This is a genomic window from Sphingomonas sp. Leaf37 (assembly GCF_920939475.1).
Classification (GTDB): domain Bacteria; phylum Pseudomonadota; class Alphaproteobacteria; order Sphingomonadales; family Sphingomonadaceae; genus Sphingomonas.
On the sequence record NZ_CAKLAX010000003.1, the window covers coordinates 197,292 to 210,759 of the forward strand.

Genomic DNA, 13,468 nt, shown 5'->3' on the forward strand with positions numbered 1-13,468 from the left:
TTTTGACCATTATCCACCGCGCCTCAGGTCTTCGGCGACCACACGATGATCTTCGTCGATCCACCGATCCATCGATCCGTCGCATCGGATTGCCGGCTCAATCCCGGTCGGGACACGCGGCCACGCTTCCGCGCACCCATATGCTGGTCAGGAAACGCGTCGCGACTGCGGGCCTGCAACCGGCATATCCTTTCGCGGGCAGCATCGCGCCCGTCCAGCCATGCAGCGCGAAGGGTGCGATCGGCACCAGCGCGAGTATGCCAAGCGCACACCCGAACAGGCGCCGCTGATTGCGCGGTGACGGCCGCAGCAACAGCATCATCGCCAACAGGATCATGGCACCCGCCGCCGGAACGACGGCGGCGCTGCCCGTGCTCACCGTCACCAGCGGCGCATGGCGCCGGATCGCCGCCGCCATGTCGCCCAGATCGACGAGACCGAAATACGCGACGCCGACCGCCAGCACGCCCAATGCGACGCCAAGCAACCGCTCGTCGCGCCTCGACCTGTTCTCGTCCGCGACGACGGGCGCGACGACGCGCCGGCTCACAGCCGTGGCACCAGCCGCCATGTCAGCGGTCGGACCCGTCGCTTCACCTCGCTCACGACGTAATCGACGGCCAGGTCGACGACCGCACCCGCCATCATATCCAGCGCCTCGCTGCCCCGTCGCAGCAGCGATTGCTGCTGCGCGGCGGCGGCGGCACGCAGCTTCTCGATCCCGTCCTCGACCAGCTTCTGCAGGCGCTCGGTCAGCTTGAACCGGGAATCCAGCTTGTCGAGCAGATATCCGGCGATCAGGCCGACGCCCACCGCCACGACGAGCGGGCCCAGTGCGAACGTGCCGATCATCAGCGTCCCCGCTGCCAGCGATCCCGCCGCCGCACCGACCGCGCCACCGATCGCGGCCTTCGTGACATCGGCGGCGATACCGCCGATCAGGCCGCCCAGCGTCGCTTCATCGCGCATGACGTAATCGGCGACGTTCCACACGGTCATCAGCACGACCGTGATGATCGTGCCCCCCTTCGCCGACTTGATCGCGCCGTAACGGCCGATTCCCATGCCGACGACCTTCGCATTCCGAACCCCGTACCGAGTACCCGTAAGAATAGTACGAAGCCGCGAACTCCCCTTCAAAACGACATGCATCTTGCCGCCATAAGCTTTGAAATAGACGCGGCCGAGCGGGGTACGCATGTCGCGCGCCAGCTTGTAGATCGATGCTGCGTCGTCGGCCGTCGCGGCATAGTTCGCGACCAGCTTGGCGTTCTCCTGGTGCTTGCGCCACAGCGCGTCCGCCTGCGCCTCCGTCAGCGTATGCGCCTGCAACTTGTCGTAGAGCCAGAGCCGCATCATCGCGTCCTGATCAAGGACGATCACCTCATGGTCGGCCATCAGTGCTGCTCCCCTGTTTTGGTCAAGGTGCCGGTCCCCTCGATGCGATACGTCGCCGATCGCGATCCGTTGATCCGGAACCGTCCGTCATCCAGCCACTCGGCACGTGGCTCGGCACCCTTGATCCCGCTGATGCAGCTCTCCACCGGCATCGCCATCAATTCGCGCCGCATCGGCAGGGAAAAGACGCGGATGAAGGCCTCCGTCCCATCGGTGCAGCGGCCGCCGGTCGCGCGGCTGGCATATTCGTCGACCATGACCACGACTCCTGCCGCCGTCTCACCCAGGCGCTGGCCCGTATGGAAGGTTGCGGGCGCCACCTGCGCGATCGCCAGCGGGAACGTCACCTGCGTCGTACGGCCCTCGCGTTTCGCGGTATAGCGCCCTTTCCCGTCGGCCGTGTCGATCACATCGACCGCCAAATCCGCAGGCGTCGCCGATCCGACGGTTGCGAGTGTCGCCGCTTGTGGCGTCTCGTCGGGTTTGCCATCGCACGCGGCCACCGCCAGTGCGGCCAGAACGGCGAGACGCGGAGTCATGCTACCGTCTCCGCCGGCGGGATCGGGGCCGCGTCATCGGGCAAGGGGCCGACGAACCGGTAAGCGAACGCACCGCCGTCCACGCCGACGTAAATTGCCGTCACCTCTTCGCCGCGCATCCGCCGTTGGAGCAGTGCGACCGACATGTCGGGCAGCATCGTATTGGTCAGGATCGCGTCGATCATCCGCCCGCCCGACGCGATCTCGGTACAGCGTTCGACGATATGCTGGACCACCGCAGCGTCGATCGTCACCGCGATGCCGTGGTTGTCGACGATCCGCCGCTCGATACGCGCCAGTTGCAGACGGACGATTCCCGCCAGCACGTCCGGCTTGAGTGGGTAATAAGGCAGCACCTGCAACCGGCCAAGCAGCGCAGGCGGGAACACCTTGAGCAATTCCGGGCGCAGCGCCGTCGCCAGCGCGTCCGGCTCCGGCGCCAATTCCTCGTCCTCGGTCAGCGATGCGATCAGGTCGGTGCCGACATTCGACGTCAGCAAGATCACCGTGTTGCGGAAATCGATATGCCGGCCCTCGGCATCGTTCATGAAGCCCTTGTCGAACACCTGGAAGAACATCTCGTGGACATCGGGATGCGCCTTCTCGACCTCGTCGAGCAGCACCACCGAATAGGGCCGCCGCCGCACCGCCTCGGTCAGCACGCCGCCCTGACCATAGCCGACATAGCCCGCCGGCGCGCCTTTGAGCGTCGAGACGGTATGCGCCTCCTGAAATTCGCTCATGTTGATAACGATCATCGATTCGTCGCCGGAGAACAGCAGTTCTGCGAGCGCATGGGCCGTTTCAGTCTTGCCGACCCCCGATGGGCCGCAGAGCATGAACACGCCGACCGGCTTACCGGGATTGTCCAGCTTGGCGCGGCTGGTCTGGATGCGCTTGGCGATCGCGTCCATCGCGTGATCCTGACCGATCACACGGGACTTGAGCGCATCGCCGATCGCGAGGACGCTAGCGATCTCGTCCTTCACCATCCGGCCGACCGGAATGCCGGTCCAGTCGCCGACCACCGCAGCGACGGCATCGGCGTCGACCACGCCGAATACCATCGGCGCATCGCCCGCCGCGTCGCGCGCTGTCGTCAGCGCAGCGTCGAGCGCTGTCGCGTCGCCACCGTCACGCGCGGTGCGAACCGCGTCGAGCGCGTCTGTCTCGCGCGCCCATTGCGCTTCCGCGGTTTCTACGGCGTCGCGTGCCGCGGCGATGGCTTCGTCCAGCGCGGGCAAGGCCTCGTTGCTGCGATAGCGGCCTTCTACCTCGCGTTCGACGATGCCGCGTTCGACCTCCAGCAGCTCCAGCCTGCGCCGGGCGTCCTCGACGGGTGCCGGTGTCGCTGTCTGCGACACCGCGACGCGCGCGGCGGCGGTGTCGATCAGGCTTACCGCCTTGTCGGGCAATTGCCGCGCCGGAACATAGCGTTGCGACAGCGTCACTGCTGCCGCAACTGCGTCGTCGAGGATCACGACGTCGTGATGCGCCTCCATCGCCGGCACTACCGATCGCAGCATCGCGATGGCGACCGGTGCTTCCGGCTCGGCGACATCGACCGTCTGAAAGCGGCGGGTCAGCGCCGGGTCCTTCTCGAAATACTGGCGATATTCGGCGTAGGTCGTCGCCGCGATCGTCCGCAGTCGACCGCGGGCGAGCGCCGGCTTCAGCAGGTTGGCGGCATCGCCCGTGCCCGCCTGACCGCCCGCACCGATCAGCGTATGCGCCTCGTCGATGAACAGGATCACCGGCGTCGCCGCACCCTCTACCTCGTCGATCACCTGCCGCAATCGCTTCTCGAATTCGCCTTTCACGCCGGCACCCGCCTGCATCAGCGTGACGTCGAGCGACCGCACGACGACGTTGCGCAGCGCGGGCGGCACGTCGCCGTCGACAATGCGTCGGGCGAAGCCCTCAACCACCGCCGTCTTGCCGACGCCCGCCTCGCCGACGAGGATCGGGTTGTTCTGTCGACGGCGCAGCAGGACATCGACCAGCTGGCGGATCTCCGCATCGCGCCCGACGATCGCGTCGATCTCGCCCGCGCGGGCCTTGGCGGTAAGGTCGATCGAATAGCGCCCAAGCGCCTCGCCGGGGCTGGTCGCAGCGGGCGCGCCGGGGGGTGCGGCTTCGACCGGTTCGGCGGACGCACCGACAATCGTCGCGAATTCGCTGCCAAGCCGTTCGGCCTGAACCTTGCGCCATTCGCCGCTCGTCGCGAACAGCGCATTGCGCAATGTGGGCGTCCGCAGCATGCCGTAGAGCAGATGCCCGCTCCGGACCTTACCGGCGCCGAACTGGAGCGAGGCGTACAGCCATCCCTTTTCGATCGCTTCCTCGACCTGCGGCGCGAAGTCGCTGATTGCCGAGGCTCCGCGCGGCAACAGGTCGAGCGTGCCGACGATATCTCGCGCCAGACGCGCCTCATCCAGTCCGAACGCCTGCCGGATCGCGGCGACGTCACCCTGCGGGTCCTGTACCAGCAGGTGGATCCAGTGCACCAGCTCGACATACGGATTGCCGCGCATCCGGGCGAACCCGGTGGCGGACTCGATCGACGTCAGTGCCGCGGCGTCGAGCCGCCCGAATAGCGATGCACGATTGATGTCTGTCATGCTGTTTCTCCGGAAATCTCGTCCGCCGTCCTGGCGGTGAAAGTCTTCGTGCGGCGCCGCAGATGCGCATCGCCGCGCACGCCGTCGTCGCCGGTTGCGCCCAGCCAGCCGCTCCAGCCCAGCCGCGTCGTGCCATCGAGCCGCGCAGGGCGTGCATCCTTGCCGCTCACCTCCAGCGCCACGTCCCATTCGAGGTGGCTCGGTGCGAAGGCATCGAGCGCCTCGGACAGGATGCGAAAGCGCGGGCCGGACGGCAGCAGCGCCTCGTAATCCGCACGTGAGCGGGCACGGATCACGATGCGAAAGGCATCGGATGCGATCTTGGCGCGGGCACCCAACATCGCCTCCGTCCCCAGTCCACAGAAGGATCGGCCGAGCTGGGTCTGGTCGTCCGCCTCGATCGCGCGCCAGCGTGGCTGATATTCGAGCACCGTGACCGGCTGGCCGAGCAGATGCGTCATCGCATCCTCGATCCCCCCGGCACTACGCCGCGACGCGAACAGCGCCGCGTAATGCACCCGTGCCTGCGCCGGGAAGGTGCTGTTCGTGGGAACACCCTCGCTCGCCCCGGTCAGCTGCGCGACGTGCGCTGCGAAGCGATCGTCGTTGGGCCGATCCGCCTGCGCCACGGGCTGCGAATCCGCCCAGGCGCGAAAAAAGAATTGCAGCATCCGCCCCGCCAACAGGTCGAGCCAGCGGCCGAACGGGCGTTTCTTCGCATAGCGGCGCTCGAACACCGCGAACTCGGTCATGTGCGACGGCAGCGGACCCATCGGCCCGGTCAATCCAAACCAGAATCCCCCGATCTGCGCTCGCCCGTCGCGGACCTCCACCTCCTCCAGCGTCGAATCCGGAAAGGCGAGCGTCGGCACCTGATGCAGGTCGGCGATGCTCTGCGCCGGTCGCCGCGCCAGCCCGATCCGTGGCAGATCGGGCGCACGCGCCTCCGCCCCCCGCACGACCGGGAACAGCCCGAACCGCTTCCGCGACGCCTTCGCATCGGCGAGGAAGCTCAGATGGTGTGGCGGCGGCCGATCCGCAGCGGCCATCGCTGAAACTCCCCTTCGTTGGCGCTGGAAACGTGCGTTTCGGTGAACGCGTTGATGCTGGCGAATTCGGCGAGGAAGCGTTCGAGCACAGCCGAGAACAGGAACATCCGCCCCTTGTCGAACGCGGCATCGTCCAGCGTCACATGGATGCGATGCCCCCGCGCGATCGCCATCCGGTCCATCCCCGGCACCCGCCGCGCGACCCGCGTCGATCGGATCGCCGAGACGCCATCGACCTGTCGGCGAGAGGCGGCGTCGTCCTGCCGCCCGTACAGCGCCAGGTGATCGCGCAGCACCTGCGGATCGTCGTGATCCTCCGGCGCCAGCGTCATGTAATTGGGGGTCAGGTGGCCGATCACCCGCCAGGCCGCATCGCCCATCCCCATCGGCGGCTGCGGCCGGGTCGGGGCGCGCAGCACGCTGACCGCGCGCGCAGGGACACCTGACACCGTGAAATGCTGGTCACCGCGAAATTGCAGCAATTCGGGCAGCTCGCGGTTGGTGACGAGCGCACGCACCGCCAGTTCATCGATATGGTCGAGTCGGGTCGCATCGCCGGGCGCGGTGAGGCTAATCCACGTCTCCGTACCCGTGTACTCGCCACGCCGCCGCAGCCGCTGTTCGCGCGTCGACAGCCGTCGCGGTCGAAGCTGCGTCGTATAGAACAGTGCCTCGCTCCAATCGTACAGCAACGCGCCATAGGCATAGAGCGGCGCCACCGTCCGCGCATCGGTATTGTGCGCGGAGTAAGCCTGCACATCGAGCAGCCGGAACACCTCGAAATCGAGCGGCCGCGCGCGATCGGGGATGACATGATGCTCGTGTTCGAACTTGGACACGCGGACGCGGCCGAGTTGCTTCTCGAACAGGTTGATCGCCGGCGTCGCGAACAGCCGCAGGTTTGCTGGCTCCAGCGCCTTGTGCAGCACCGGTGCCGACCGGTCGAACAGCAGGACCACATCGCACGCCTGCGGACTGTCGCGAAACGCCCGATCGAGCCCGGGCAGGTCGACGAACAGGAACCGTTCGGGGCAGGCGAAATATTCGCTGAGCAGGCGATAGCCGCGAAACGAGCGCAACTCCGCCGGCAGCAGCGCCTGATCGTCGTCGAAACCGACCTGCTGCGGCAACGGCAGCTTCTTCCAGCCTTCGGGTCCCGCCGCCGCGTCCGCCGATCGCGCGATCACCGCCAGCGTCTCGCCGATCACCTGCCGATACAATTCCGCCGGCACCGCCTCCGACCCCGCCAGATAGATCGGCAGCGATTGCGGCAGCACCTGCGGCAGCGCCGCACCGCCGGTCGCCTCGAACCGGATGCGCAGACCCGCCTCGGCACGCACGTTGGCGGCGCTGGCGAACGAGGCGACCGCCGCGCGGCTGGCGAGATATTCGACCTGCGTGATCTTGAGCGGCCACAGCGTCACGTCATGCCCGGTGCGGAATTCGACCGGCACGCCCTCCTGTTCGGCCGCGATCGCGATCAGCGGCATCGACCGCGGCACCTGATGCCCCTTGATCAGGATCGGGTCGCCTTCCTTGGGTTCGAACCCGACGACGCACATCGACGGCGTCGGCGCCAGATAATGCGGCTGCACCGCATGCAGCAGATGCTGGGTGAATTCGGGATATTGATCCGCGATCTTGAGCTGCACGCGCGCGCCGAGGTAGGCGACGCCCTCCAGCAACCGCTCGACATAGGGATCCGGGTCGGTCGGCGTCTTGAGGCCCAGCCGCCCCGCCACCGCCTCATGCTCCTCGCCGAATGCACGTGCCTCTTCGCGCAGATAAGCGAGTTCGTCGTTGTAGAAGCGCAACAGGCGCGGATCGATGCCGGAACTCACGACAGGATCATTCGCGCACGTTCACAGTGGCGGTTTCCGCCTCAACCTCGGTACGGAATTTCACCGGCATGGTTTGCGCCGCCGACGTGATGTCGCCCTGGATCATGAACGTCAACGCGTGCGGATCGTCGTCGTCGTCGATCGGATCGACGGTCAGCCCCTCGCGCGACAGCCGCGGTTCGAACACGCGCACCGCGCGCCGAATCTCGCGCGCGCGCGCCAGCACCGCGCGCCGGTTGAGCGTCCGTCCGGCCAGATCGGTCAAACCGTAGTTGAGCACCGAGTCACGGACATGCGGATACGCCTCCAGATCGACGAGCGATTCCAGATTGGTCGTGTTGAGCAGCCAGGCGAGGTCGCGACGGATCGTCGCGCGCAACGCGGTTTCGTTGAACCGCTCCAGCCGCGGCACGGAGTAATAACGGAATTTCTCGCGGCTGATCTCCGGCGCCTCGTCGCTCATATCGCGCAATCCAGAAATCTCGAGATCGGCGACCAGCTTGTCGTACAGGGTCGGGGTCAGGCGTTGTTTGACGGCCATGACGTCAGTCGAAACGCAGCGAACGGACCGACAGCAGCCCGCGATCCTCGCCGTCCGAGGTCGCCCACAGCCGCTGGCCGGAGCCTGTGCCGTCGTCCTGCCAGCTCGTCGCGCGGGCGAGTCGCTCCGCCGGATCGGTGGAGATGCCGGGGTAACGCGCCGGCAACAGCGCGGCGATCCGCGGCCCGGCCTTCAACGTGATCTCGACGGGATACCAGATCAGATCGCGCAGGTCGCGCGGCCCTTCACTGGTCAGTTCAGCGATCGCATCGAACGGCAGCAGGCCATAGCGCCCGCCGATGATCGCCTCGATCGTCGGGCCGAAGCGTTGGTCGGCATCGGCGATCCAGTCGAAGCAGACGCCGTCTATCTCTCCGGGTGTGTCGGGGGCCGCGTCGAACGCGGCCTCGCGCAACGCATCGGCATCCTCGCTGCGCCCCTGTGCGGTGGCCTCGATCGCCTCGGCGATCGGCCATGCCCAATCGGAAGCCGCGTCGGAGCCACCATGAATATCGGCGCGCAACGTGCCGGCGAACACCGCCTCGCGCTGCCGCTCGGCATCGACCGCCTGACCGTAGACGACCGACAGCATCTGCGCCTCGGGTGACAATTGCGCCAATGTCGCGAGTTGTGCCCTCGCCTTGTCCCATTCGCTCGCGACGCCAAGAAGCTGAAACAGGAACAGCCGGGTCGGCACGTCGCCCGGTTTGCTCCGAACCACCTCAACGAGTGCGCGTCGCGCACCGTCGAGGTCGCCCGATTGGAGAAGGTCGTCCGCCCGTTGCATATACCGCTCCTGCGGACGACCTGAGGGGATCAACCCGCTTCGTTCTGGCGGATGTCGTAGTAAGCGGTGACGATGCCGCCGTCCTTGCCACCCTGCGCGTTCTGCGCCTGATAGTCGAAGGTCACCTTCGCGCAGTTGAACGTCACCGACTCCATAATCGAATCACCACCGGACGAGCCGTTGTTGTGAATGTCGGAGACGATGATATCTTCCAGCTTGATCTTGTAATAAGTCAGTGGCGCCGAGCCATCACCAGCCTTCTGCGAATAGATGATCGCTTCCTTGATGTGCTTGCCGGAGGCGCAGGCCTTGAACAGCAGCGGCGATGCCTTGTCGACTTCCTTCTGGATGCGGATGTCGGAGATTTCGGCCTTGCCTGAGCCACCGCCGGCACCGCCCGTATGGAATGATCCATGCTGAACCGCACCGAAGTCGAACGAGATGATATCAATCTCGCCCTGATGGTTCTTCTTGTTCGATTCGCCTTGGATGCTATCGATTTTGAGGAAAAGATCGACTGCCATGAGTTTCTCCTGTTTCCGTTACTTCTGGGGGGGGTAGGACGGCGGATCAGCCCGACGTCTTCGGTAATCGCGAGACCATGCTGAGCGCCACGTCCATGCCTTCCAGCTGATAGTGCGGCACGAACATGAACTTGCCCTTGTAGTAACCCGGGTTCTCCTCGTCAGGGATCACCTCGATCTTGGCCTGCTTCAACGGCAGGCGCGCCTTGGTTTCCTCGTTCGATGTCGTCGGTGACCCGTCGACATATTGGAGGACCCAATTGTTGAGGTCGCGTTCGAGCTGTTCCGACTCTCGTGAGCCGCCCACCCAGTCGCGGACCATGCATTTCAGATAATGCGCGAAGCGGCAGCTCGCAAAGATGTACGGCAGGCGTGCCGACAGGTTCGCGTTCGCAGTCGCTTCCTTCTTGTCGTAATTCGCCGGGCGATGCACCGTCTGCGCGCCGATGAAGGTGGCCTGATCGGTGTTCTTGCGATGCACCAGCGCCATCAGACCGGCCGTCGACAGCTCCGCCTCGCGCCGGTCGCTGATGGCGATCTCCGTTGGGCATTTGAGGTCGATGCCGCCCTCATCCGTCGGGAAGGTCGCGGTCGGTAGCTCCTCAACCGTACCACCCGATTCTACGCCGCGGATGCGCGTCGTCCAGCCATAGGTGTTGAACGCCTCGGTGATGCGCGTGCCCATTGCATAGGCGGCGTTGAGCCACAGATGCTGGTCGTGCTCGCCGCCGGTATCCTCTTCGAAATCGAATTCGTCGACCGGCTCCGTCTTCGCGCCGTACAGCGGTCGGCCGAGAAAGCGCGGCAGCGCCAGCGCGAGGTAACGGCTGTCCTCTGACTGGCGGAACGACCGCCATGCGGCATAATCGGTGGCGTCGAACAATTTGCCCAGATCGCGCGGGTTCGACAGCTCGGTCCAGCTCTCCATGCCGAGCAGCGATGGCCCCGCCGCGGCGATGAAGGGCGCGTGGCTGGCGGCACCGATCCGCGACAGGCCGCGCATGACCTCAAGGTCGGGCGCGCTGTGATCGAAGTAATAATCGCAGACGAACGCGCCATAGGGCTGGCCGCCGAGCTGGCCGAACTCGCTTTCGTACACCTTCTTGAATAGCGGGCTCTGGTCCCACGCAGCGTCGCGGTACTGGCGGAACATCCGCCGGCACTCCTCTTTGGACATGTTCATCACGCGGATTTTCATGTCCTTGCCCGTCGCGGTGTTCATGACGAGGTAGTTGAGCCCCCGCCATGCCGATTCGAGCTGTTGGAATTCCGGGTGGTGAATGATCTGGTTGATCTGTTCGGTCAGCTTGCGGTCGATCGCCGCGCGCATCGCGTCGACCGTCGCGAACACGTCGCCGCCGATGATCTTGGCATCGCCCAGCGCCTGCTGCGCCAGCGTCTGCACCGCCTGTTCGATGCGGCTCTTGCGCTCGTCGTTCGCCGGGCGGAACTCCTTCTGGAGCAGCGCCTGGAAATCGTTGAGCTCGCCGTCGGTCGCCTGAGCCGTGTCGTTCGTCTGCCTGAGCGCGTCTTGCGCCATGTAACCGCTCCGATCCGTTATCGTGGGAAAGGCCCCTGTCGGGCCGCCGCTATCGCTCAGTCGCCGTTCTGATCGGCCGCGGACGCATCCGTGGGCTTGCGAGCTGCGGAAATCGCCTGAAGCAGCGCCGGATCCTGCAGCACCTTGTCGAGCAGGTCCTGCGCACCGTGCTTGCCATCCATATAAGACAGCAAATCCTCCAGCTGGGTGCGCGCCTCAAGAAGCTTCGAAAGCGGTTCGATCTTGCGCGCGATCTCGCCCGGCGAGAAGTCGTTCATTGAGTTGAACGTCATATCGACCGCGATCTTTCCGTCGCCGGCAAGCGTATTATCGACGGCGAACGCGACCCGCGGCGCCACCGCCTCCATACGCTGGTCGAAATTGTCCATATCGACGTCGATGAACTCACGCGATTCCGCCGCCTTCTTGTCCTTCAGGCTCTTGCCCGACAGATCCGAGATGACACCCATCACGAACGGCAGTTCGACTTTCTGGCGCGCGCCATAGGTCTCCACCTCATATTCAATATGAACGCGGGGCTTCCTGTTTTCGCGAATGAACCGCTGACCGCTCTTGATCGCCATGTGTTCCGATCCCTGTTCTCTGCCTCTGCGGGCCTATGCAGCTAAATGCGCAAGCCTGGGGAATTGCTCCACGATATCGATTCACATCATATCCGATGATCCCATCACGTCCACGCGCGCGCGCAGCACCGACGTCGCTTCGCCGACGCTGCCCGGGGCGATGTCCTCCAAGATCGACACGAAATCCATCGTGATCCAGCCCTTGATCCGCGCCAGTGCGACGGGGATCGGACTGGATGGTTCGACCCGGCAATAATATTCGATCACCGCATCGAGCGACCGCGCGACATCCTCACGCGACTGGATGCGCCCCGGCACGCCAACGCCCCCGGGGGCTAACGGCGCCGCTTCCTCCGCCGGAGCGACCGGTGCAGACTCGGCGCTCTGCCGGACGAAGGGTGTGATCGCGTGCACGATCGCCTCAATCGCCTCATAGGTCGGGCGGAAATTGGTCCCTGTCTGGCCGACCAGCCCGGCCTGCTCCGACAGCACCGTATCGGCGCGCCGCAACGCCGCCTCGATCCGACGGAAGCGGTCGGTGACCTCCGCCACCTGCTCGACCGGCGTATCGGCCAGCGCGGCGCGGAACTGGCCATAGCCTTCGGCAGCGGCGCCCTCGTCGAGGTAGCGCGCGAAGTCAGCACCGGTAAATCTGCCGAGGCGCGAATGCACGACCAGCGGCACGCGGCGCAGCGGCGCCAGGAACTCGCCGATCCGCACCAGCGATTCGCACGCGCCCTTGCGTCCCTCGACGCCATATTCCTCCAACGTCGGGTGCGCGGTGTCCCAGAAATTTTCGAACAGCCCGGCGAGCAGACCGGCCCCCGCCTCCACGACGGCAAGATCCCCAGCGCGTGCGCCAGCCCGCATCAGATAGACGGCGAGCCAGACGTCGCGGGTTTGTCGCGCCTGCGCCTCGATCATCGCGATCGCGCGGTCCCAGTCGGCGTCGTCGGCCGGACCTTCGAACGCCTGCTCGATCACCTGCCTGCCGGGATCGTACGACAAATCCGGCCCGGCGGGCGCGTCCGGTGCAACCGGCGTCAGGAACGTTGTGAGATCCATGTCAAAATCCCGACGCGTGTGTCAGGAAATCAACTCCGCCTCGACGCGGCGATTAGCCGGATCGCTTTTGGCCCGACCCGGCAGCGGTACGCTGGCCCCGTAACCGCGGGTTTGCAAACGACTGCCCTCGACACCCAAGACGATGAGATAATCCGCTACCGCACGGGCACGCGCCGCCGATAGCGGCGTGTTGACGCGTGCGCCACCGCGCAGGTCGGTATGCCCCTCGATCAGGAAGCGCTTGTCCTTCAATTCTGGCAGTAGCAGCGACCGCGCGAAGACCTGCGCCGCGCGAGTCCCTTCGGCAGACAATTGCGCAGAATTCAGCTCGAACCCGATCATCAGGTCGGCACGGGGGCGACGTGCGGTGGCATAATCGACCGCCGGGGTCGCCGCCGCAACAGTATAGGCCGGGCGACGCTGCGCCAGACCACGCCGCGAGCGCGCCGCGCTGCGTGCAGTTGCCTGACGCGACGGCGCGTTTGCCGCATCGCCCGCCGCGGACGGCCGCGCGAGGCGGAAGCCCTTCGTGTCAGGCGCATCCCGCGTAGCGACGGGCTGGGTCGCGCCATCGCCGCACTTGCCTGCGAACGTGCAGAGATATTGTTCTACGCTGGGCTTGGAAGCGGACGACGCCGCATCCTGCGCATGGCCAGCGGCAGCGCAAGAAAGGATCGCCAGTGAAACTGTCAGCATCCGCAACGACATGTCGTACTCCCGTGCATGCACCCGGTGCTGATTGGTCTTAGGACGAGCCCGGATACGAAGCAACCCGTATGGCAGCACTACATGCGCAATACCGTACCAACCCTATGATCGGAACGTCATTCGGTCTGAAAAGGACGGAATACGTCGCGGACGACTTTTTCTTAACCATGACAATGTCGTGACGGAGACAGGAAACCTCGCCGGGCGGTACGGACGCAAGGGTAAAGCATTGTACGCTCTGCCAGGTGCCGGTAGGATCGGTGCCGTCGCG

13 protein-coding genes are annotated in these 13,468 nt (G+C 65.6%); all 13 read right to left on the reverse strand.

Annotation, left to right across the window (positions count from 1 at the left end):
- Nucleotides 1-97: 97 nt before the first annotated feature.
- The 13 genes from LRA87_RS10595 to LRA87_RS10655 all read right to left on the reverse strand — a co-directional run bounded on the left by LRA87_RS10595 (nt 98) and on the right by LRA87_RS10655 (nt 13,185).
- Entirely contained in the window at nt 98-550 is a 453-nt protein-coding gene (locus tag LRA87_RS10595; protein ID WP_230631424.1) for a hypothetical protein, read from the reverse strand.
- Complete coding sequence (locus tag LRA87_RS10600; protein ID WP_230631425.1) at nt 547-1,398, reverse strand: hypothetical protein; 852 nt, start codon at nt 1,396-1,398, stop codon at nt 547-549. Before LRA87_RS10600 ends, LRA87_RS10595 begins: the two co-directional genes overlap by 4 nt.
- Nucleotides 1,398-1,937 (reverse strand): hypothetical protein, encoded by a 540-nt coding sequence (locus tag LRA87_RS10605; RefSeq protein ID WP_230631426.1) that lies wholly within the window; start codon nt 1,935-1,937, stop codon nt 1,398-1,400. The genes LRA87_RS10600 and LRA87_RS10605 overlap by 1 nt, the downstream gene beginning before the upstream one ends.
- Complete coding sequence (gene tssH, locus LRA87_RS10610; protein WP_230631427.1) at nt 1,934-4,558, reverse strand: type VI secretion system ATPase TssH; 2,625 nt, start codon at nt 4,556-4,558, stop codon at nt 1,934-1,936. The genes LRA87_RS10605 and tssH overlap by 4 nt, the downstream gene beginning before the upstream one ends.
- Entirely contained in the window at nt 4,555-5,607 is a 1,053-nt protein-coding gene (gene tssG / locus LRA87_RS10615; protein ID WP_230631428.1) for a type VI secretion system baseplate subunit TssG, read from the reverse strand. Before tssG ends, tssH begins: the two co-directional genes overlap by 4 nt.
- Nucleotides 5,571-7,448, reverse strand: coding sequence for a type VI secretion system baseplate subunit TssF (gene tssF, locus LRA87_RS10620; protein ID WP_230631429.1), 1,878 nt, complete (start codon nt 7,446-7,448; stop codon nt 5,571-5,573). Before tssF ends, tssG begins: the two co-directional genes overlap by 37 nt.
- 7 nt (nt 7,449-7,455) lie before the next feature.
- A complete protein-coding gene (tssE, locus tag LRA87_RS10625) occupies nt 7,456-7,989 on the reverse strand; it encodes a type VI secretion system baseplate subunit TssE (RefSeq protein WP_230631430.1) in 534 nt (177 codons plus the stop codon).
- Between the two features lie 4 nt (nt 7,990-7,993).
- Entirely contained in the window at nt 7,994-8,776 is a 783-nt protein-coding gene (locus LRA87_RS10630) for a type VI secretion system accessory protein TagJ (protein ID WP_230631431.1), read from the reverse strand.
- Nucleotides 8,777-8,805: 29 nt separating this feature from the next.
- Complete coding sequence (locus LRA87_RS10635; RefSeq protein WP_230631432.1) at nt 8,806-9,300, reverse strand: Hcp family type VI secretion system effector; 495 nt, start codon at nt 9,298-9,300, stop codon at nt 8,806-8,808.
- Nucleotides 9,301-9,346: 46 nt separating this feature from the next.
- Nucleotides 9,347-10,840, reverse strand: coding sequence for a type VI secretion system contractile sheath large subunit (tssC, locus tag LRA87_RS10640; RefSeq protein WP_230631433.1), 1,494 nt, complete (start codon nt 10,838-10,840; stop codon nt 9,347-9,349).
- 56 nt (nt 10,841-10,896) lie between these two features.
- Nucleotides 10,897-11,424, reverse strand: a complete 528-nt coding sequence (gene tssB, locus LRA87_RS10645) for a type VI secretion system contractile sheath small subunit (RefSeq protein ID WP_230631434.1) — start codon at nt 11,422-11,424, stop codon at nt 10,897-10,899.
- A gap of 81 nt (nt 11,425-11,505) precedes the next feature.
- Entirely contained in the window at nt 11,506-12,489 is a 984-nt protein-coding gene (locus LRA87_RS10650) for a type VI secretion system protein TssA (protein ID WP_230631435.1), read from the reverse strand.
- Between the two features lie 21 nt (nt 12,490-12,510).
- On the reverse strand, nt 12,511-13,185 hold the full coding sequence (locus LRA87_RS10655) for an OmpA family protein (RefSeq protein WP_230631436.1): 675 nt from the start codon (nt 13,183-13,185) through the stop codon (nt 12,511-12,513).
- Nucleotides 13,186-13,468 lie beyond the last annotated feature (283 nt).

Bases quoted from the DNA above. Each gene is read 5' to 3' on its own strand.
- LRA87_RS10630 (WP_230631431.1), bottom strand. From the start codon at position 8,776: ATGCAACGGGCGGACGACCTTCTCCAATCGGGCGACCTCGACGGTGCG.
- LRA87_RS10605 (WP_230631426.1), bottom strand. From the start codon at position 1,937: ATGACTCCGCGTCTCGCCGTTCTGGCCGCACTGGCGGTGGCCGCGTGC.
- tssH (WP_230631427.1), bottom strand. From the start codon at position 4,558: ATGACAGACATCAATCGTGCATCGCTATTCGGGCGGCTCGACGCCGCG.
- LRA87_RS10655 (WP_230631436.1), bottom strand. From the start codon at position 13,185: ATGCTGACAGTTTCACTGGCGATCCTTTCTTGCGCTGCCGCTGGCCAT.
- LRA87_RS10600 (WP_230631425.1), bottom strand. From the start codon at position 1,398: ATGGCCGACCATGAGGTGATCGTCCTTGATCAGGACGCGATGATGCGG.
- LRA87_RS10650 (WP_230631435.1), bottom strand. From the start codon at position 12,489: ATGGATCTCACAACGTTCCTGACGCCGGTTGCACCGGACGCGCCCGCC.
- tssB (WP_230631434.1), bottom strand. From the start codon at position 11,424: ATGGCGATCAAGAGCGGTCAGCGGTTCATTCGCGAAAACAGGAAGCCC.
- tssG (WP_230631428.1), bottom strand. From the start codon at position 5,607: ATGGCCGCTGCGGATCGGCCGCCGCCACACCATCTGAGCTTCCTCGCC.
- tssC (WP_230631433.1), bottom strand. From the start codon at position 10,840: ATGGCGCAAGACGCGCTCAGGCAGACGAACGACACGGCTCAGGCGACC.
- LRA87_RS10635 (WP_230631432.1), bottom strand. From the start codon at position 9,300: ATGGCAGTCGATCTTTTCCTCAAAATCGATAGCATCCAAGGCGAATCG.
- tssE (WP_230631430.1), bottom strand. From the start codon at position 7,989: ATGGCCGTCAAACAACGCCTGACCCCGACCCTGTACGACAAGCTGGTC.